Source organism: Erythrobacter sp. S259 (assembly GCF_057364965.1).
Map to the genome: position 1 here is coordinate 1,920,726 of NZ_CP200286.1, position 19,654 is coordinate 1,940,379.

General features: G+C 56.7%; 15 protein-coding genes. 8 read left to right on the forward strand and 7 right to left on the reverse strand.

What is annotated here, in order from left to right:
- Window positions 1-27 precede the first annotated feature (27 nt).
- Together AC0V60_RS09160 and AC0V60_RS09165 are read right to left on the reverse strand one after the other, a co-directional pair.
- A complete protein-coding gene (locus AC0V60_RS09160; protein WP_486178170.1) occupies window positions 28-1,302 on the reverse strand; it encodes an adenosylhomocysteinase in 1,275 nt (424 codons plus the stop codon).
- Window positions 1,303-4,062: a bifunctional aconitate hydratase 2/2-methylisocitrate dehydratase gene (locus tag AC0V60_RS09165; RefSeq protein WP_486179474.1), complete on the reverse strand. Its 2,760-nt coding sequence runs from the start codon at window positions 4,060-4,062 to the stop codon at window positions 1,303-1,305.
- Window positions 4,063-4,574: 512 nt separating this feature from the next.
- Here AC0V60_RS09165 and AC0V60_RS09170 point away from each other — a divergent pair.
- Window positions 4,575-6,158 (forward strand): sodium:solute symporter family transporter, encoded by a 1,584-nt coding sequence (locus AC0V60_RS09170; protein WP_486178171.1) that lies wholly within the window; start codon window positions 4,575-4,577, stop codon window positions 6,156-6,158.
- Window positions 6,159-6,190: 32 nt separating this feature from the next.
- Here the strand turns inward: AC0V60_RS09170 and AC0V60_RS09175 are convergent, their stop codons facing one another.
- Genes AC0V60_RS09175 through AC0V60_RS09185 form a run of 3 tightly spaced genes read right to left on the reverse strand, consistent with a single transcriptional unit; the run spans window position 6,191 to window position 9,916 of the window.
- Window positions 6,191-7,183, reverse strand: coding sequence for a HupE/UreJ family protein (locus AC0V60_RS09175; RefSeq protein ID WP_486178172.1), 993 nt, complete (start codon window positions 7,181-7,183; stop codon window positions 6,191-6,193).
- Window positions 7,184-7,188: 5 nt separating this feature from the next.
- Entirely contained in the window at window positions 7,189-7,989 is an 801-nt protein-coding gene (locus AC0V60_RS09180; RefSeq protein ID WP_486178173.1) for a peptidyl-prolyl cis-trans isomerase, read from the reverse strand.
- A 1-nt stretch (window position 7,990) separates the two neighbouring features.
- On the reverse strand, window positions 7,991-9,916 hold the full coding sequence (locus AC0V60_RS09185; RefSeq protein ID WP_486178174.1) for a DUF3604 domain-containing protein: 1,926 nt from the start codon (window positions 9,914-9,916) through the stop codon (window positions 7,991-7,993).
- A gap of 423 nt (window positions 9,917-10,339) precedes the next feature.
- On the opposite strand from AC0V60_RS09185, the gene AC0V60_RS09190 reads away from it, so the two are divergent.
- From AC0V60_RS09190 to AC0V60_RS09215, 6 genes are read left to right on the forward strand one after another with little or no spacing between them, the layout of a single operon-like run.
- Window positions 10,340-11,437 (forward strand): ABC transporter ATP-binding protein, encoded by a 1,098-nt coding sequence (locus tag AC0V60_RS09190; RefSeq protein WP_486178175.1) that lies wholly within the window; start codon window positions 10,340-10,342, stop codon window positions 11,435-11,437.
- A 2-nt stretch (window positions 11,438-11,439) separates the two neighbouring features.
- Entirely contained in the window at window positions 11,440-12,519 is a 1,080-nt protein-coding gene (locus tag AC0V60_RS09195) for an ABC transporter ATP-binding protein (protein WP_486178176.1), read from the forward strand.
- Window positions 12,519-13,394 carry a carbohydrate ABC transporter permease gene (locus AC0V60_RS09200; RefSeq protein ID WP_486178177.1) on the forward strand — a complete coding sequence of 292 codons (876 nt, stop codon included), beginning with the start codon at window positions 12,519-12,521 and terminating at the stop codon, window positions 13,392-13,394. The genes AC0V60_RS09195 and AC0V60_RS09200 overlap by 1 nt, the downstream gene beginning before the upstream one ends.
- Complete coding sequence (locus AC0V60_RS09205; protein WP_486178178.1) at window positions 13,391-14,197, forward strand: carbohydrate ABC transporter permease; 807 nt, start codon at window positions 13,391-13,393, stop codon at window positions 14,195-14,197. Before AC0V60_RS09200 ends, AC0V60_RS09205 begins: the two co-directional genes overlap by 4 nt.
- 13 nt (window positions 14,198-14,210) lie before the next feature.
- Window positions 14,211-14,483, forward strand: coding sequence for a DUF2160 domain-containing protein (locus AC0V60_RS09210; RefSeq protein WP_486178179.1), 273 nt, complete (start codon window positions 14,211-14,213; stop codon window positions 14,481-14,483).
- Window positions 14,484-14,517: 34 nt separating this feature from the next.
- Window positions 14,518-16,251 carry an ABC transporter substrate-binding protein gene (locus tag AC0V60_RS09215; RefSeq protein ID WP_486178180.1) on the forward strand — a complete coding sequence of 578 codons (1,734 nt, stop codon included), beginning with the start codon at window positions 14,518-14,520 and terminating at the stop codon, window positions 16,249-16,251.
- A 200-nt stretch (window positions 16,252-16,451) separates the two neighbouring features.
- On the opposite strand, the gene AC0V60_RS09220 is transcribed toward AC0V60_RS09215, so the two are convergent.
- Window positions 16,452-17,051: a TetR/AcrR family transcriptional regulator gene (locus AC0V60_RS09220; protein ID WP_486178181.1), complete on the reverse strand. Its 600-nt coding sequence runs from the start codon at window positions 17,049-17,051 to the stop codon at window positions 16,452-16,454.
- Between the two features lie 388 nt (window positions 17,052-17,439).
- Here AC0V60_RS09220 and AC0V60_RS09225 point away from each other — a divergent pair, with 388 nt between their 5' ends.
- Complete coding sequence (locus AC0V60_RS09225) at window positions 17,440-18,975, forward strand: FAD-dependent monooxygenase (RefSeq protein ID WP_486178182.1); 1,536 nt, start codon at window positions 17,440-17,442, stop codon at window positions 18,973-18,975.
- A gap of 5 nt (window positions 18,976-18,980) precedes the next feature.
- On the opposite strand, the gene AC0V60_RS09230 is transcribed toward AC0V60_RS09225, so the two are convergent.
- Entirely contained in the window at window positions 18,981-19,631 is a 651-nt protein-coding gene (locus tag AC0V60_RS09230; RefSeq protein WP_486178183.1) for an FMN-dependent NADH-azoreductase, read from the reverse strand.
- Between the last annotated feature and the right edge of the window lie 23 nt (window positions 19,632-19,654).

A 19,654-nucleotide genomic window follows, 5' to 3' on the forward strand; every position in this document is an offset into this window, starting at 1 on the left:
CTCCGCCACTTAGCGCTACGTTCCCAGTCACAACTCGATCCTATCGACATGCCCTAGCAGATCATCTTCTTGCTCTTCGCGTGCATGGGTAAGCCCGATCCCAAGCGAAGCGAGTTTCGCCTCTGCGATGGAATCGTCGATGGATTTGGGGAGAATATGAACGCCCGGCTCCATCTGTGAATTCATCAAATGGTGCGCACCAAGCCCCTGAACCGCGAAGGATAGATCCATGATCTCAACCGGGTGACCGCTTCCCCCAGCGATATTGACAAGAGCGCCTCGGCACAGGACGTGGATGTCTCGGTCCGAGAGCGCAAAGGTGTAAATTTCCGGTCCAGAAACGGTTTCTGCCTCGGCCAACTCGCTTAGCGCATCCACATCAATTTCTAGATCGTGGTGCCCCGCATTGGCAAGCATCACGCCGTGCGGGAGCAACGCGAATTCCGGTTCACCAAGCGCGCGCATTCCGCCCGTCGCGGTCACCACGAACTGCGCATCGGGGAGCACAGCGTCGGCGGTGCCCACTCGCATGCCGTCCATATGTGCCTCAAGCGCCCGGACGGGGTCCATTTCGATGACGCTTACCCGCGCATTCATTGCATGCGCATATTCAGCGATCCCGCGCCCGACATAGCCATAACCGACAACGACCACCCTCGCGCCTGCAACTTTGCGGCCTGTGAGCGCCAACAGCGCCTGCATCGTGGTCTGGCCAGTGCCATACCGGTTGTCGAACAGATGCTTGCACCGCGCATCATTGGCGGTGAGCGCTGGGAATGGAAGCTTACCGGCCTCGTGCAAAGCATACAGGCGCGCGGTGCCGGTTGTGGTTTCTTCTGAGACGCCTTTTAGACGCTTGAAAGCTTGCGGTCGGTGCATGGCGATACGCATGGTGAGCTCCGCGCCATCATCGATGATGTATTCAGGCTCAAGGTCGGCGGCGGCGAGGAGTTCCTTCTCCCAGCTTTCGTGATCGCCGCCCGCATCGGAAACGACACGAATGCCACGATCGCGCAAAGCCGCCACTACTGAACCATGCGTCGTCGAAGGATTGCTTCCCGCCGCGATTACCTCAGCGCCCGCCTCCGCCAGAAGCAGCGCGAGATAGGCGGTCTTCGCCTCTAGGTGGACGACAACGGCAATGCGCTTGCCCTTGAGAGACCCGTCGCCAAGCCGATCCCGGACCATCCCGCGCATGACGGGGGAGTGCTGCTCCACCCAGTCAATGCGCGCGTTACCATCGTCGACGATGGCTTGATGGTCTGGCCCATTATCACCAAAGCCGTTATCGCCTCGCAGCATTTATGCCGCGACGGGAGGTGCGTATTTGGTGAGGTTAATACCTTCAACGGCGGCTGTGTATTCCTCAATCGTTGGCGTCCTGCCAAGGATCGTTGAAAGCACCACAACCGGCGTGGATGAGAGCAGGCTTTCACCCTTTTTATCGGAAGCATCTTCCACCACGCGGCCTTGGAATAGACGCGTCGATGTCGCCATCACCGTGTCGCCCTTGGCAGCTTTCTCTTGGTTGCCCATACACAGGTTACAGCCGGGACGCTCAAGATAGAGCATGTTCTCATAATCGGTGCGCGCGGCGTTTTTCGGGTTCGTGTCGTCGAACTGGAAGCCTGCGTATTTCGCAAGCAATTCCCAATCGCCTTCCGCCTTCAGCTCATCGACAATGTTGTAGGTTGGAGGAGCGACCACGAGAGGCGCTTTGAATTCAACCTTGCCGTTTTTCTTCTCAAGGTTTTGGAGCATTTCGGACAGGATCTTCATATCGCCCTTGTGCACCATGCAAGACCCGATAAAGCCCAGATCGACTGTCTTCTCACCGCCGTAGTAGGAGATGGGACGAATGGTATCGTGGGTGTAACGCTTTGAAATGTCGTTATTGTTGACATCCGGATCAGCGATCATGGGTTCTGCAATAATGTCGAGGTCCACCACCACTTCAGCAGCGTATTTCGCATCAGCATCGGGGCGCAGAGCGGGCACTTCGCCAGAGCGGATTTCAGCGATCCGCGCGTCAGCCTTGGCGATCAGGCCAGCCAGCACGCCGCCTGCATTGTCCATGCCTTTGTCGATCATGATTTGAATGCGCGACTTCGCGATTTCGAGGGACTCAATCAGTGTCTCGTCTTCGGAGATACAGATAGAGGCCTTCGCCTTCATCTCTGCGGTCCAGTCTGTGAAGGTGAAGGCTTGGTCAGATAGGAGCGTGCCAATGTGCACTTCGATCACGCGGCCTTGGAAGACGTTATCGCCAAATTGCTTGAGCATTTGCGCCTGCGTCGCGTGGACCACATCGCGGAAATCCATGTGGTCTTTGAGTGTCCCTTTGAAGGTCACTTTGACACTTTCGGGGATCGGCATAGTTGCCTCGCCCGTCGCAAGCGCCAGAGCCACTGTGCCGGAGTCCGCACCAAACGCGACGCCTTTGGACATACGCGTGTGGCTGTCCCCGCCCACGATAACCGCGCGGTCGTCGATGGTGAGATCGTTCAGCACCTTGTGGATCACATCGGTCATCGCCGGGTATTCACCCTCTGGATCGCGCGCGGTGATGAGTCCGAACTTATTCATGAAGCTCATAAGCTTGGGGATGTTGGCTTGCGCTTTCTTGTCCCACACCGATGCCGTGTGACAGCCCGACTGATACGCGCCGTCTACCGTTGGTGAGATCACGGTCGCGGCCATCGCTTCCAATTCTTGGCTGGTCATCAGGCCGGTGGTGTCCTGCGAACCCACGATGTTCACGCCTACGCGAACATCAGAGCCAGCGTGGAGTGTTTGGCCGTCCGCTACGCCCACAGCATTGCGGTTGAAGATTTTCTCAACTGCGGTGAGACCTTGGCCTTCATGGCTGATCTCACGATTGGGCGCATAGGAAGATTTGAGCGGAAGGCCCAAGGTGGTTTGCGCAAATGACTGAATCTTCTTGCCAAAGACAACAGCGTAAGAGCCGCCCGCCTTCATAAACTCCATCTTTTGCGCGGTGAAAGCGCTCGATATGTCGGCGAGTTCTTCGCCGCCTTCGTAGAGTTTCTTGGTTCTGGTGTTGATTGTCAGGACTTTGCCGGTTTCCACCGAATAGGCCTGCTCAAGGATCGGATCGCCGTAGCCATCTTTTACGACCTCGCCGTTCTCATCGACCTTCTTGACCCAGTTTTTGAGGTCCAATCCAATGCCGCCGGTCACGCCGACAGTGGTGAGGAAGATTGGCGAAATGCCATTGGTCCCCGCCACAACCGGAGCGATATTGACGAACGGCACATAAGGGCTCGCCTGCTTACCCGCCCAAAGCGCGACGTTGTTGACGCCGGACATACGGCTGGAGCCAACGCCCATCGTGCCTTTTTCCGCGATCAGCATAACGCGCGCATCGGGGTGCTTTTCTTTAAGCGCTGTGATTTCTGCCTGCGCCTCTGGTGTGATCAGGCATTTGCCGTGCAACTCGCGGTCAGAGCGCGAGTGCGCTTGGTTGCCCGGAGACAAAAGATCGGTCGAAATATCGCCTTCGCCAGCGATATAGGTGACGACTTTGATCTCTTCGTCGATCTCGGGCAGCTTAGTAAAAAATTCGGCCTTGGCATAGCTTTCAAGAATAGCGGTCGCGACGGCGTTTCCATCGTTGTGAGCTGCCGCCAACCGGTCAGTGTCCGCCTCGTACAGGAAGACTTGCGTTTTCAGCACCGCTGCTGCCTTGGCCGCATTCGCTGCATCATCGCCAAGTGCAAGATCGAGCAGAACCTCAACCGAGGGGCCGCCTCTCATGTGGGAAAGAAGCTCAAATGCGAATTCAGGGGTAATCTCGGCAACGCTCGCTGAGCCAAGGATGATCTCTTTCAAAAACGCCGCTTTAACGCCTGCCGCGCTCGTGGTGCCCGGAAGCGTGTTGTAGATCAAAAACTCTAACGACTCCGCCCGGTGCTCATGGCCCGCATCTTTGATTTGCGAGATCAGCTCAGCGACCAGCGCGCCGTCGTCAATCGGCTTTGGCGCAAGCCCTTGGATTTTGCGGGTTTCAATCTCGTCGAGGTATGATGCGTAAAGGCTCATGGCAGATCCCAGATTTTCTGTGTGGACGGTTGCAGCAGATTGTGCGGCGTCAAGCACGCGCATTTGGTCGTGCTTTGCCGGGTATTGAAGACTCCTCCAGCGCGCAAGGAAATTTGGCACGCCCTAGAAACGAAACTTATGCAATCGCGCGCGCCAAATTCGGAATTTTGTAGGGCAGTACAGCGGCTTAGTGCAAGCTTCGGATAAGAATTCCGCCTGCTACCAGCATCGAAAATGGAAAATCTGTAAAAAATCGAACAACGGGCCCGCGATTTGCGCTTGTTTGAGGGCCAGAAGCGCGTTTGAGAGTGCGACAAGCCGTGCCAGCAGATTTGAAAGGTTCATAAAGCCAAGGAGGCACGCATGCGGCTGGAGCAGCACCGACGAATGGCTTTCAGACACCTTTTGCACTTCAAATTTCAAGCATCGTGCGCGAGGATGCGGCAGAAGGGATAGAGTGCTCGTTCCAAAGGAACAGCGTTCGCAAACAATACAAACCGGGGAGAGCGCGGGTGACGCTTCAGACAATAGATATCGTGATTATTGCTGGCTATGCGATCGCATTGCTTGGCATTGCTCTGTTCGTCAGCCGCGAGCCTGCTGGGCACGAAAAGAACACTGAGGATTACTTTCTTGCTGGCCGCGCACTGCCTTGGTGGGCGATTGGTGCTTCGCTGATTGCCTCGAACATTTCTGCAGAACAGATCATCGGCCAATCTGGGCAAGGGTTTGCGGTGGGCGTCGCGATTGCCGCCTATGAGTGGCAGGCGGCGATTGTCCTTATTATCGTTGCCAAGTTCTTCCTACCCATTTTCCTCAAACGCAAAATCTACACCATGCCCCAGTTCTTGGAGCAGCGGTATGGGGAAGGTGTAAAGAACCTGATGAGCGTGTTTTGGGTCGCTCTTTACACCGCTGTAAACCTTACGGCGGTCCTTTGGCTGGGCGGGCTTGCGGTGCAATCTCTCACAGGTTGGGGGATTATGTCTTGCATGATGGCTCTGGCTGGATTTGCAGCGCTCTATTCGCTTTACGGCGGGCTTAAGGCGGTTGCTCTTACAGACATCATCCAGGTCTTCGTGCTTGTAATCGGGGGTCTTGCGATCACATGGTTCGCCCTTGATGCCCTTCCCGCTGACGGCGCGCTCGGAGGTTTTGCCTATCTTATGGGTGAGATGCCGGGGCACTTTGAAATGATCCTTGAGCCTGAGCATCCTGCATACGGTGACCTGCCCGGTATCTGGACGCTTCTGGGCGGGCTTTGGGTGCTGCACTTTAGCTATTGGGGTTTCAACCAATACATCATCCAGCGCGCACTTGGAGCTGAGAACCTTGGCGAAGCGCAAAAAGGCCTCGCCTTTGCCGCTTTCCTTAAGATCCTCGTGCCGTTTATCGTGGTGGTGCCCGGTATTGCAGCGGTCATCTTGGCGCAGCAAGGCGTGCTTGATGGATCAGCACTTGCCGAGAAATCGGACCGCACATACGGCGAACTCATGGCCTTTGCGCCCGCTGGCCTTCGCGGTTTGGTGTTTGCGGCTCTCATCGCAGCGGTTGTCTCATCGCTTGCCTCGATGATGAACTCGGTCTCCACCATTTTCACCATGGACCTCTACAAGGCGGTGCGGCCTGATCGCGGTGACCAGCACTATGTGACCGTTGGCCGGATCGCGGCATTCAGCGCTATGGCGTTTGCACTTGTCCTTGCCCGTCCCTTCATTGGCGGTTTCGAGAGCGGGTTTCAGACGGTTCAGGAATACACCGGCTTTATCGCGCCGGGGATCGTCGTGGTCTTCCTGCTTGGTTTCTTCGACAAGAAGACAAACGCGGCAGGCGCCCTTACGGCGCTTATCGGATCACTGCTGGTCAACATCGCATTGAAGTTCGGTATGCCAGACGTGCCGTTCATAATCCGTATCTGGTTCGTCTTCCTCGGCGCTTTGGTGGCCGCCGCGGCCATATCACGCATGACCACAGCGCCAGACGAAGAGCGCACCGTGAACCTTTCCGATATAGCCTTTGCGACAAGCACACTGTTCAACACGCTCGCGGCGATCACAGTGGCGATGCTTGTGGGGCTCTACGTCTGGCTTTGGTAACGCGTTAGGGGCCAAAGACGCAGGCCGCTGCCTTAACCGATAAGCCGTTCGATCAACCAGAAGCTGCCAATGGCGCCAATACCATAGGTTGCCGCGGTGAGCGCTCTGTTCTCGATCAGAGACGGCATGCGCCTGAGCGCTGACAAAACCACTATCGTGAGCGCGACAACCAAGAGCTGTCCTGCCTCGACCCCGACGTTGAACGCGAAGAGTGCGGCGGCGAGCTGGGTTTGGGGCAGACCAATATCGGCAAGCGCGCCTGCAAATCCAAAGCCATGCACAAGGCCAAAGGCAAAGGCGACAGCCCAGGGGAAACGGCGTGTCAGTGTCTGCCGGTCAGGATCGCGCAGAATGAGCGCTACCTCGACTGCAAGAAACACAATGGAGAGCGCAATCAGCGCTTCTACCGGGCGTCCTGGAAGCCCTGAATAGCCGAGCACTGTGGCCACCAGAGTGAGCGAATGGGCAACCGTGAAGGCGGTCGCCGCCTTGATCACAGGCCACGGACTGCGGATCAAAAGCACCAGCGCAATCACAAACAGAAGGTGGTCCCAGCCAAACACAATGTGCTCTGCGCCAATGATGAAATAGTCCCACAGGACGCTTAGCGGCGACGGCTCTGCTAGGATCGTAGTCGATGGCTCGTCAGCGGTCAGGCGGAAGCTTTGCGTTGGCGCATCTATCGGAATGTAGCGCGCGATGGCGTCCGATTTGCCGAGCAGCTCGGAAAGCCCAAATGCACCGCCTGCCGGGTCACCTTCGCAGGTCAGACTAGCGCGGCCCATAAGGGCGGCGGACTGAATGCGCTGCACCGCCTCGCCCCGGATCGCGCAATTGTCAGGGATCACCGGCTCCAAGCGATCCGCAAGCAGCCCGGCACTGCCCACTGAGAGCGTCACCCTCCAATCGAGCGTATATTGCCCCTTGTCCGTCTCACGCATTTCCACGACCGACGGGCGCAGTTCATGCGCGCTGAGCGGAAAGGCGATGAGGAGTGTAAAGAGGCCGATCAGCCAGCGCAGCATGGGGCTCACCGGTCGATGTCGATGCGGTAAGCGCTGCTGAGCGTTTCAAAGGCTCGCTCTTTGCGCGCCTTAATCTCAGCATTGCGCCAGTCATTTGCAATCGCGACCCGCAAGGTCTCAAAATCAGGCTCAGGCACTTCGCGCGCAGTCAACCGAACCAAGTGCCAGCCAAAGCCTGAGCGGATGGGCCCCTGCCACTCATCCTTGGCATCAATCTGAGCGAGGCCAGCGGCAAACTGTTTGCCAAATTGAGCCTCAATATCGCGCAGGTTAGTTGATGAAACACTTCTTGGCAGGCTGGTCGGCTCACTTTCAACAGAACCGCCCCCCACGGCATTTAACACACTGTTTTCATTAGAAAAAAATGCCTGCTCAAAGCTCAACTTAGCATTTGCGGACGCATCATCAGAGTAAGCTTCCGGATTGGCCTCGAAAAAGGCGCGCAAGACCTCCTCCGTAGGCTCTGCGGTTTCGGCGGCTAAGCTTGCCGAGAGGTCCATTTTGGAAACCAAACGGCGGCGCACAATCGCATCGCTTTCGTCAAGGCCAAGCCGCAATGCCTCACGGTAAAGCACCTCTTCGCGAACGAAGGCATCAATCGCCAGGTCAAGCTCCGCATCTGTGGGGGCACGCCCCATGGTCAGCGTCCAGCTTTCGGCGATCTTCTCCGTTTCCGCAGCCCCCACGCTGATCACGCGGCTCGAGGGATCAGGCGGATTGCCGCCCCATGTAAGGGCGACGTAAAGTACAGCGCCGAGCGCAGTGAAATGAACGAGCGGCTCGCGCGTCCAAGCAGGTAAATTCATTTTACTTCGCCGCTTTTAGCCAGATCGGCGAGGTGTAGGCCCGCTCCTGCGCCACAGCATCGTCCATGGCCTCCTCGGAAAGCGTGATCCCAAAGCGCACCGCATCAAACAGTGTCCAGCGCGGCGTCGGGATCTCAAGAACGCGAACGTAATAAAACGGGCGTTGGCCCACTTGGTAGTCAGGATCGGTCCAGGTGGTGCGCAGTTCCGCTGCGCCTATGTCGTTGGTGTAGGTCGCATCCTCGCGGTTCACCGTATCACCCACAGGCGTGAGGCTTCCGCCAGATTTGCCGCGCGTGTCGCTGTCGCTCCACACTACATCGTAGACCTGCTCTTGCATTTCGCCAGAGCTATCGAGCCAACCTTTGATGACCTGAACACGGTCGAGGTTGGCCCCATCGGGGTCTTTCATCGCGCTGATCAGGAAGCTTGGCGCTTTGCCTTGATCGGTCAGCTCGCCGCCCATGGGGACGCCGTCGGTATAACCTTTGCGCACCCAATCGCCGTCCCAATCATCCGCGGTAAAGCCAAAGCCGCCGAACACCCGGACGCTCATGCGCGGACCGGTGGTCGCGTAGACTTCGCGGCGCGCAAACGCATCGAAGATTTCAGCCCGCGTATTGCCCCGTGCCCAGGCCGCTGCGTAGCCGCCTGCAAGGTAATGCCAGCCGAAGCGGCCCTCACGCGTACCAAGGTTTTGTCCTTGTATCGCCCTGTCGGTATAGGACTGCTCGTTTCCGGTGTGTTTGCCCCAGAAATTGTTCTCATCCCCTGTTGCAAGCGAGGTGTGGCTGTCGGTCGAACCGATCATGCCAAAGGCATATGGGTTGACGCCCAATTGCTCTTCTAGAGTAAGCCCGCGCAAAAGCGCCGAGCGTGCATAAGAGCCTGCATACATCGAAGGCTCGGTCTTCTCGCTCAAAGACAGATTGCCAAAGTCCCAGCCCTGAACGCCGAACCCTGCCATCTCATCATTGGGAGAAAGATATGGGTGGGTCTCGCTGTCGCCCTTAATCTGGGTCGCCTCGATCACCGGCTCGGCCCACGCGCGAAGGGCAGCGTATTCCTCGGTCATGGGCGAACCATCTTCCATGGTCATTTGCCACATCATACCATTGGAAAGGTTGCCATTGTGCGGGATCGCCAGAACCCGGCCGCCCGTCTCTGCCTCATAATTGCGCATATATTCCCAGAGCTGCGGCGCTTTGGTCTGAAGACCGGGAAAAGGCACAGTCTGGCGCGTCTTATCCGAGCCATCGCGGAACATGACCACTCGGTGCAAATTGTTGCCATTGGGCATGGCAGTCCATTCATAGCCGGCAAGCGCCGTGAAGACGCCCGGCTCATTGTAACGATCAAGAATGGAAAGCTGTGTGTTCCAAATGTCCTTAGTCGCCTCGGCTGCTGCGTCTGGATCGCCTGCGAGCGCCGTTGGCGCATTGCCTTCTGCGGCCGCTGTGACGAGTTCACCGATCGCCTTGGTCGATTCCTGCGGGCTTTCGTGCATCATATCGTACCAGCGAAGCACGGTTTCATCGCCGATGACCCAGTTCACATACCAGCGCGGCGCGTCATAAAGCCTGCGGGTCGCGCCAAGCGCATCAGAGTGGTCGGCGATCACCAGAAAGTCGAGCGGGCGGGCAAGCTGTGTGTCAGTGCCGGTGGTGGCTGTCACTGTCTCACCGCGTGCAAAACGAAGCGCCGCCTCTGGCCCCAGCCGTGTACCAAAGCCGAAGGCATCTACTGAGTTATCAGTGTGAAGGTGGGTGTCCCCCCAATAAGGGCGGTCTGGAAACTCTGCGAGTTCGATAGTGTCAGTGCCATCGCCCGAAGCTTCGGGACTTGCCTCAGGCTCATCGCCCGAACACGCTGCCACACCGATTGCCAAAATGCTTGCCGCCGCAAACGAGCCAAAACTCCCGCGCATTAGCCCTCTCCCCTCATTTATTGTTCTTTGGGTAAGAGCATTGCCACCACACGCCCGCAGGTCAAGCAAGAAGCCTTGGTGATGGATTGAGTCTGCCCCGCTGGGGCTACCCAGTCTACGCACAGCCCGCTAGGTTTTGACGGCGAAACAGTCCTTTAGAAATGCAATCAGCTCGCCCTGCTCACCAGCCGGGATGGACACACGGCAAAGCTTTTCGCGCGAGTGCAAGATCGCTTGCCTTTTGCGTCGGCCTCAACACTTGACCGGCTTCCCTTTCTCCTAAAAGTTCAAGCGGATTATGATTGACGTGCGTTTTGCAGAGGCAAGCCGGGCGCTCCCATTGCTTTTAGGGGCTTAGCGATGCAGATGTTGCGATAAGAGCCGCATTACAGGGTTGGGATATCGTTTTATGAAGGCTGGCTCATGACCCTGCGCCTAACCAATGTGTCCAAGACCGTCGGCGGCAAGCCCCACATTCACCCGGTCACTCTCGAGCTTGAGCGCGGCACGATGAATGTGCTGCTCGGGCCAACACTTGCCGGTAAGACCAGCTTGATGCGGCTGATGGCTGGGCTGGACAAGCCGGATACGGGTCAGATTGAATGGGACGAGGCTGATGTGACGGGCGCGCGGGTGCAAACCCGCGATGTCGCCATGGTCTATCAGCAATTCGTCAATTACCCCTCGATGAGCGTGTTTGAAAACATCGCCTCGCCTTTGCGGTTGCAGAAGAAATCAGCGGCCGAAATCAAGGCGAAAGTCCATGAGATGGCCGAGCTGTTGAAGCTTTCCGACCTTCTGGACCGCAAACCCAGCGAGATTTCAGGCGGGCAACAACAACGCTGCGCGATTGCGCGTGCGCTAGCGAAAGATGTGGGGCTCGTCCTGATGGACGAGCCGCTTGCCAATCTCGATTACAAGCTGCGCGAGGAGCTGCGGGTGGAAATACCGCGCCTGTTCGAGGCATCCGGCAGCATCTTTGTTTATGCGACGACCGAGCCTGAAGAGGCGCTGCTCCTTGGAGGGAACACCGCGTGCCTTTGGGAGGGACGCGTTACGCAGTTTGGTGCGGCGATGGAGGTGTACCGCAGGCCGGTGGATGAGATCACGGCGCGGGTCTATTCCGACCCGCCGATGAACTTCGTTACCGTGCGCAAGGAAGGCGCAAAGGTGCACTTTCCCGGTGGTCAGGTGAGTAAGATCGAACCGGGCAATACTCATATGCCAGATGGCGAATATCGCGCAGGGTTTCGCGCCCACCAGATCGGTGTTGGAGAGGATTTGCCCGGCGCTTTGTCGTTCGAGACTTCGGTTATCTCGACAGAACTAACGGGGTCAGAAACTTTCGTGCACCTGCAAATGGGTGACACGCGCTGGACCGGTTTGGTGAGCGGGCCTCAGAGCTTTGCAATAGGAACAAAGCTTGAGGTTCATCTGGACCCTAAAGGTCTGTTCGTTTTCGACAGCCACGGCAAGTTAGCGCTAGCGCCGCAGGCTCAAACTGCAACGGTGGGAGCTTAGACGTGGCATCCATCACTCTCGAGAACCTCGCACACAGCTATGCTGCGAGCCCAGAAACTGCGGCTGACTTTGCTCTCAAAGAGGTGAACCTGCAGTGGGAAGACGGGAAAGCCTATGCCCTGCTTGGGCCCAGTGGCTGCGGCAAAACGACGCTTCTCAACATTATGTCGGGCCTCCTCCAGCCCACACGCGGACGCGTGCTGTTTGGCGATAGAGATGTGACCGGGGCCTCAACGGCTGAGCGCAATATTGCGCAGGTTTTTCAGTTTCCCGTTGTTTACGACACAATGAGCGTGCGCGACAATCTGGCCTTCCCCTTGCGCAACAGGGGCGTCGATAAGGCGGAGATATCGCGGCGTGTTGAAACCATTGCCCGTATGATTGGGATTGAGGATATTTTGGGCCGCAAGGCGCGCGGACTGACGGCTGATCTCAAACAGAAAATCTCGCTTGGCCGGGGCGTGGTGCGCGAGGATGTGAATGCTATCCTGTTTGACGAACCTCTGACCGTCATCGACCCGCATTTGAAATGGGAATTGCGCACTCAGCTGAAGGCGCTTCATCACGAATTTGGTCACACCATGGTCTATGTGACCCATGACCAAACAGAGGCCCTGACCTTTGCGGACAAAGTGGTGGTGATGAATGCTGGAGAGGTCTTGCAAATTGGCACGCCGCGCGAATTGTTTGAGGCGCCTGCTCATACCTTCGTGGGCTATTTCATTGGCTCACCAGGAATGAACTTTCTACCCGTCTCTCTCGAAGGAAGCGATGCGTTTGCAGAGGGGCACAAGCTCGCACTTGGGCAGGACTATGGCGCGCTTAATGGCTCCGTCGAACTCGGCATCCGGCCCGAATTTGTGCAGCTGACAAGCGGCGACGGCCTGCCTGTGACTATCAACCAAGTGCGCGACGTGGGGCGTCAGAAATTCGTCAATGCCAGCGTGTTTGGGACCGAGATCAATATCGCCATGGATGCCACTAAAGAGCTGAATGCCGACATGACCAGGCTCGCATTCGATCCCGCCAAAGCAAGCGTATTTCACAATAGCTGGCGTGTTGAACCAGAGGGGCACGCCTGATGGATAAACCCACCAACAACCGTGCATGGTTCCTTGTCCAGCCTGTTCTGCTCCTTGTGGCATTCTCCTCGATCATTCCGATGATGACGGTGGTGAATTACTCGTTTCAGGACAGTTTTGGCGGGAACGAATTTTTCTGGGTGGGCCTTGAATGGTATCGCGAACTGCTTCGCTCTGAACGCTTGTGGGACGCGCTTGGGCGGCAGGTGATGTTTTCAGGCCTTGTCCTTTTGATCGAGATACCGCTGGGCATCTTGATCGCGCTTTGCATGCCAAAGAAGGGCTGGACCGCCTCGCTTTGCCTTGTGCTAATCGCCCTGCCCTTGCTTATCCCATACAATGTGGTGGGCACCATCTGGCAGGTCTTTGCCCGCTCAGACATCGGCCTGTTGGGACGCCTCGTCACCGATATGGGCTTTGAATACAATTACGCGCAGGATGCGGTGGACGCATGGGTGACGGTCATCGCGATGGATGTGTGGCACTGGACCTCGCTTGTGGCGCTGCTTTGCTACGCAGGCGTGCGCTCGATCCCGCCCGCCTATTATCAGGCTGCCGAAATCGACCAAGCGAGCAGGTGGAGCGTGTTCCGCTATATCGAACTTCCCAAGATGCGCGGAGTTTTGATCATTGCCGTGTTGCTGCGGTTTATGGACAGCTTTATGATCTACACAGAGCCATTCGTGCTCACAGGAGGCGGACCGGGTAATGCGACGACGTTCCTGTCGATTGACCTTGTGAAGATGGCACTGGGTCAGTTTGATTTGGGGCCCGCTGCTGCCTTTTCGCTGATGTATTTCCTTGTCATCTTGGCCATCTCTTATGTCTTCTACACCGTGATGATTGCGAGCGATAAAGAGGAGGCAGGCTCATGAAGCTCTTCCGCGCCAAGTCTTTGATCATGATCGCTTATCTGCTGTTTTTGCTGGTGCCGATCTATTGGCTGATCATTATGAGTTTCAAGCCGAATTCGGAAATTCTGGGGGCGTTCACATTGTGGCCGCAGGAATTCACATTTAAAAATTACCGTGTCATTCTAACCGATGCGTCCTGGTATATGGGATTTGTGAACAGCTTCATTTATGTCGCTCTAAACACAGTGATTTCGCTGTGCGTGGCCCTGCCCGCAGCATACGCTTTTAGCCGTTACCGGTTCATGGGCGACAACCATCTGTTCTTCTGGCTGCTGACCAACCGCATGGCCCCGCCGGCAGTCTTCGCGCTTCCGTTTTTCCAGCTTTATTCTTCCGTCAATCTGTTCGACACACATATCGCGGTGGCGCTTGCGCACTGCCTGTTCAACGTGCCGCTGGCGGTGTGGATTTTGGAAGGGTTCATGCGGGGCGTCCCGCGCGAGATTGACGAGACCGCTTTTATCGACGGCTATGGTTTCACGCGGTTCTTTACCCGCATTTTTGTGCCCATGATCGCGCCGGGCATCGGGGTGGCGGCCTTCTTCTGCTTTATGTTCAGCTGGGTGGAGCTGCTCTTAAGCCGTACTCTCACCAGCGTTGATGCAAAGCCAATCACCGCGATTATGACGCGCACCGTATCTGCGTCTGGCCTTGATTGGGGAGTGCTGGCGGCGGCGGGCGTGCTCACCATCATTCCGGGCGCGATAGTGATCTATTTTGTCCGAGGCTACATCGCCAAGGGCTTTGCCCTAGGGCGCGTATAATGGGGCGCGTGTAATGGATTGGATGGCCTGGACCCTGCCGACGGCGCTTTTTTTCGCGGGCATAGCCTTAGCGCTCGCCGTGATGAGTGTGCTAGCAATGAAGCGCCCGAACACGCCTCGAGTGGGCATTCTCGGCATTGAAACGGCACGCGGGGACCGTCTGTTCCTCACCCTTTTGGGCAGCGCCTTTATCAACCTTGCGTGGATCGGGATCACCGATTTACCGCAATACTTTGCGCTTGGAATATGCGCAGTGTTTGCGTTTTGCATCTTTCGCTGGGTATGACGGGCCAAACGAATAATCATACGGGATGAGAGAGATGAGAATTGCCACCGTGCTGGCTGCGAGCCTTGCTCTTGCGGCGTGTTCAGATGAAGCGGGTTCCGATTTTGTCGTGCTCAGCGATGAAGAACGCCAAGCGGCCGCTAGCGATTTTCTCGATACTGAAATTGGCGATATGTCGGCCCTCACCCGCGATGAGCAAATGGCCGAAATCCAATGGTTCATGGAGGCAGGCCAGCCTTATCAGGGTATGGAAATCTCGGTAGTCTCAGAGACAATCGCAACCCACGAGTATGAGAGCAAAGTGCTCGCGCCCGCATTCTCCGCCATCACTGGGATCAAGGTCACGCATGACCTCATCGGAGAGGGCGATGTGGTGGAAAAACTGCAAACACAAATGCAGTCAGATGAGAATATCTATGACGCCTACGTCAACGACAGCGACCTCATCGGCACCCACTGGCGTTACCAACAGGTGCGCAATCTGACTGATTGGATGGCAGGCGAAGGCGGCGATGTGACAAGCCCTACCCTCGACCTGCCCGACTTTATCGGCACAGACTTTACCACCGGCCCCGACGGCAAGCTCTACCAACTGCCAGACCAGCAATTCGCGAACCTTTATTGGTTCCGCTACGATTGGTTCACCGATCCCGCGATCAAGGCCGACTTCAAATCCGAATATGGCTATGACCTTGGCGTTCCCGTCAATTGGTCAGCTTATGAAGACATCGCCGAGTTTTTTACCGGGCGTGAGATCGACGGGCAGACCGTTTATGGCAGCATGGACTACGGCAAGAAAGACCCCTCGCTTGGCTGGCGCTTTACCGATGCGTGGATGTCGATGGCGGGCATGGGCTCTGTGGGAGAACCCAATGGCCTGCCGGTCGATGAATGGGGCATCCGGGTCAATGACGCCTCGCAGCCGGTCGGCTCCTGCGTTGTGCGCGGCGGCGCGACCAATTCGCCCGCTGCAGTCTATGCGCTCGACAAATATTCCAAATGGCTGAACGAATTCTCGCCGCCTTCTGCTGCTGGCATGACCTTCTCAGAAGCCGGTCCTGTCCCTGCCCAAGGCGCGATTGCGCAGCAGATTTTCTGGTACACCACCTTCACCGCGAACATGGTCGGCGAAGACGCCTCAGCGGTTCTCTATGACGATGGCACACCGCGCTGGCGCATGGCGCCAAGCCCTCACGGCGCCTATTGGGAAGAGGGGATGAAGGTCGGATATCAGGACGCAGGGTCTTGGACGCTGATGAAGTCCACTCCTGCCGACCGCGCGAAAGCGGCTTGGCTCTACGCGCAGTTCGTGACCTCGAAGACGGTGGATGTGAAGAAGGCTCACGTGGGCCTCACTTTCATCCGCGAATCCACCATTCAGCACGAGAGCTTTACCGAGCGCTCGCCAAAGCTTGGCGGGCTGGTTGAATTCTACCGCTCTCCCGCCCGCACCCGCTGGTCGCCTACTGGGACCAATGTGCCGGATTACCCGCGGCTTGCACAATTGTGGTGGCAGAATATCGGCGATGCGTCTTCGGGCACCAAGTCCTCGCAAGATGCGCTCGATGCACTGTGTGAACAGCAGGAACGCGTTCTTGAGCGGCTAGAGCGATCTGGCCTGCAAGGCGACCTTGGCCCTACATTGGGTGAAGAGCGCAGCGCTGATTACTGGCTGAGCCAACCCGGTTCTCCCAAGGCCAAACTTGCCAATGAGGACCCAGCACCCGTCACCATCGAGTACGACAAGCTGATCGAGACTTGGAAGTAAGTCTGCTGCCTTTCGAAAGGACTTAAGCTTTGCGGCCAGAGGCTTTTGCGGCGACAAATTTGCCCCGTCACAGCAGCGTTTGAGGTGAACTTTGCGCAGCGGGGCGAGATCGCGGCCGACCTTTAAGGCGGTCAGCGCACAGCTAAAGATGAGGCACCCTGGGCCAAAGACACGCCCGGGCGGTCAGTGGAGGCGGGCTTTTACCCAGCCAGCCGGGCGCACATTGTGGCTATGAACTCTTCGCCAGCAGCATTCTGATCAAAGGATTTATCCAGCGCCGCAAAGGCCATTTGCCCGCGCAGAAACGAATAGATAACAGGGGCGTGCGCGGCAGGATCAATATCTTTGCGGATATTGCCGAGCTCGATTCCTGTCCTGATTTCTGTCTCGATACCCTTTTTACCCTCAGCATTGAGCTTGGCGATGGTCTTGCTCAACCTAGGGCTGACAAGAGCTTGCGCGATCAAAATCTGAAGGGTTCGAATCTCCACCCCATGTCCCGCAACGTAGCTGCGCACTAACGCGATCAAAGTCGGCAGCCCGCGCTCATTCGAGGAAATATCCGCTGCGCGCTTGTTGTAAGCGCCCACCACATGCTCTGCGACCCTGCCGAGCAGATCCTCCTTGCTACCAAAATAATGAGCCGGAAGGCCTCGGCTATAACCAGCGCTCTCTGCGACGTCCGCGAGGGTAAAACCATCATAGCCAAATTTGCCAACCAGCTTCACCGCCTGATCCAGCATTTGGGTCTCTGCTTTTTCGCGTCGCTCAGCTTGAGTTCGGCGCTTTACCTCAGCCATGGATTGGGTCTCATGTTGGTTTTGGCCCTGCTCAACATGGAGCTCAATATGGGCGCAATATTGGGCGAAATTTGCTGATGTAGGATAGGGATTTGTGCAGGCGCGTGTCAATCCAGCCATAGGCGCAATGGGTGCGCAAAGACAGATGCGAACGGCGCAGTTTGCGGCGCTCAGAGGGCGACATGCGCCACTGTTAAACCGTCCCTCGCAATTTATTGATCGACTGACCAACAAGTGATAGCAACCAACTTGTGACTGCCTAGAAAGGGTGAACGCGGCATTGCGGGCTGGCAAGAACCAATGCTGTGCCTGATATTCCGGTGGCTGCCCGGTGGCTACCCGGCGGCTGGGTCGTCGCTCAAAAATGGGGACATCACGGAGCTTAGGAATGCCTGCCACGCAATATGATGTCCTGATCGTCGGCTGCGGGCCTGTCGGCGCAACCCTTGCAAATTTGCTGCGCGAAAGTGGCCATTCGGTTGCGATATTCGACCGCGACAAGGACGTGTTTCACTGCCCGCGTGCAATGATGTTCGATCCGGAAAGTTGCCGCATCTATCAACGTATGGGCATTATGGACCGGATGTTTCCAGATGATGCCAAGCCGTTTCAAACCTTTCGCATGGTCAATCACGAGCGCAAAACGCTGGTGGAAATGGACTATAGCAAAGTTCCGCCAAGCTTTGGGCACTCGGGTGTCGGGACCATGTTCCATCAACCAACTCTTGAACGCCTGCTGCGCGAAGATTTCGAGCAAGGCGTGAAGGTCGACAGCTTCCTTGGATACGAAGTTCTGAGCGTCTCATCAGGCGATATCTGTGCGACCTTGACCGCGAGAAAGGCAGAGACTGGCGAAGAAACCGAATTCACCGGCAAATACATCGTCGGCTCCGATGGCGGCGCGAGCCTGTGCCGCCGGTCCATTGGCGCGAAACGAATTGACTTCAACTACCGCCGCAAATGGATCGTGATTGACGTTCTCGTTCACGATCACGCCTATTGGGAGGGGCTGGAAGACTTTTCAGAATTCATGTGCCGTCCGAACGGGGCAACGGTGTTTGTCAAAGGTTGCCGCGGTCATTTGCGCTTCGACTTTGAGATCGACGAGGATCTGGCCGATCAGTTTAGCCATGATGATGCGCTCGCGCACATCTCAAACTACATCGACACCTCATCCATCGAGATTCAGCGATGCGCGCCTTACAATTTCTATGCCGGAATGCCCGATATCTGGCGCAAGGACCGAATTTTGCTGGCTGGCGATGCGGCACACCAAACCTCGCCTTTTGCGGGACAAGGCCTAAACATGGGCCTTAGGGACGCCGCTCACTTAAGTTTTCTGTTCGATCTGATATTTGGCGGCAAAGCCGATGACCGTATTCTTGATACCTATCACGAGGAACGCTGGCCGCATTGCGAGAAGGTCATCAACAGAGCCTCGCGCACGGGATTACAGCTGAGCACGACCAGCAAATGGGAGCAGGTAAAGCGCAACTTTGGTTTCTGGCTTGTCAGAATGTTTCCAAAGCTTGCCGGGGTTGCCAATTCTGACGCTAGCTTCCCTGCCTATAAGGGCGGGTTGATCGGCACAGGGCACGAATTGTGCGGTAGGCGATTGTGCCAACCCGAAGTAATCGACGCGTCCGGCGCACGCCAACTGCTTGATGAGGTGGTCGGCAATGGCTTCGTGCTTTTGCTGTCAGAACCGGCAGAGGGCGACGCCATCTCTTGGTTCAAGCATGAGTTTGGCGGCTCGGTCTTTGTGATCGGCAAAGACTTTCAGGATGCCGATGGTGAGCTGGCCGAATTTACCGACGGCGACGCCGTTTTGGTGCGCCCTGATCGCTACATCTTTGGCGCAAACGAAAGCGGCAACGATCTGTGCGCGGCATTTCGCGCCCACCTTGCCCGCTTTCAAAACTAGACGGATCAGAATTCCTTCGCCGCCTCTTTCGCTGCTTCTTTCGCCTTGGCAAGCGCTTCATCCAAAGCTGGCCCCGGCATGCCCGTTGGCTGAACTCGGATCAGGTTGATGTCCGTAAAGCCCAAGAAGCGGAAAATGTGGTCAATATATGTGCTGGCAAAGTCGGTCTTGGGCGCGTCTGATGCGAGCGGAAAGCGGTCCTCATACGGGCTGCCGCTGGCCATGATGACCTGCAAAGGCCTGTCTGTGATTTGGCCGACATATTCAAACTTATTATTGACCATCACCGTAACGCCAACCTGGGTCACAAGGTCGATCCAATGCTTCAGGCGGTACGGTATTGAAAAGTTCCACATCGCCGTCGACAACACCACTTTGTCCGCTGACTTCAGCCGCTCGATCTCTTGCATGACGCCTGCCCATTCGCCCTGCGCCTCGATCCCTGAGCCAGTGGTCATCAGCTTCATGAGGTTTTCCATTTTCTGGTTCGCGCCTTGCATTCCAAGCGGAGCCAGCTCGGTCTCGAACAAGGGAAGATGCTCAATTTCATCGCCAGGATTGGCCGCCTTGTAGCTTTCTAGAAATTCACTCGCGACTTGGCTGGAGTACGAGCTCTCTTTGCGCGGGCTGGCTTCGATAAAGAGTACTTTCGCCATGGAATCTGTCCTTTGTCTTTTAG

What these genes read in the sequence shown, in the direction of transcription:
- AC0V60_RS09160 (WP_486178170.1), bottom strand. Translation starts at nt 1,302, where the DNA reads ATGCTGCGAGGCGATAACGGCTTTGGTGATAATGGGCCAGACCATCAA.
- AC0V60_RS09165 (WP_486179474.1), bottom strand. Translation starts at nt 4,062, where the DNA reads ATGAGCCTTTACGCATCATACCTCGACGAGATTGAAACCCGCAAAATC.
- AC0V60_RS09175 (WP_486178172.1), bottom strand. Translation starts at nt 7,183, where the DNA reads ATGCTGCGCTGGCTGATCGGCCTCTTTACACTCCTCATCGCCTTTCCG.
- AC0V60_RS09180 (WP_486178173.1), bottom strand. Translation starts at nt 7,989, where the DNA reads ATGAATTTACCTGCTTGGACGCGCGAGCCGCTCGTTCATTTCACTGCG.
- AC0V60_RS09185 (WP_486178174.1), bottom strand. Translation starts at nt 9,916, where the DNA reads ATGCGCGGGAGTTTTGGCTCGTTTGCGGCGGCAAGCATTTTGGCAATC.
- AC0V60_RS09190 (WP_486178175.1), top strand. Translation starts at nt 10,340, where the DNA reads ATGACCCTGCGCCTAACCAATGTGTCCAAGACCGTCGGCGGCAAGCCC.
- AC0V60_RS09200 (WP_486178177.1), top strand. Translation starts at nt 12,519, where the DNA reads ATGGATAAACCCACCAACAACCGTGCATGGTTCCTTGTCCAGCCTGTT.
- AC0V60_RS09205 (WP_486178178.1), top strand. Translation starts at nt 13,391, where the DNA reads ATGAAGCTCTTCCGCGCCAAGTCTTTGATCATGATCGCTTATCTGCTG.
- AC0V60_RS09210 (WP_486178179.1), top strand. Translation starts at nt 14,211, where the DNA reads ATGGATTGGATGGCCTGGACCCTGCCGACGGCGCTTTTTTTCGCGGGC.
- AC0V60_RS09215 (WP_486178180.1), top strand. Translation starts at nt 14,518, where the DNA reads ATGAGAATTGCCACCGTGCTGGCTGCGAGCCTTGCTCTTGCGGCGTGT.
- AC0V60_RS09220 (WP_486178181.1), bottom strand. Translation starts at nt 17,051, where the DNA reads ATGGCTGAGGTAAAGCGCCGAACTCAAGCTGAGCGACGCGAAAAAGCA.
- AC0V60_RS09225 (WP_486178182.1), top strand. Translation starts at nt 17,440, where the DNA reads ATGCCTGCCACGCAATATGATGTCCTGATCGTCGGCTGCGGGCCTGTC.
- AC0V60_RS09230 (WP_486178183.1), bottom strand. Translation starts at nt 19,631, where the DNA reads ATGGCGAAAGTACTCTTTATCGAAGCCAGCCCGCGCAAAGAGAGCTCG.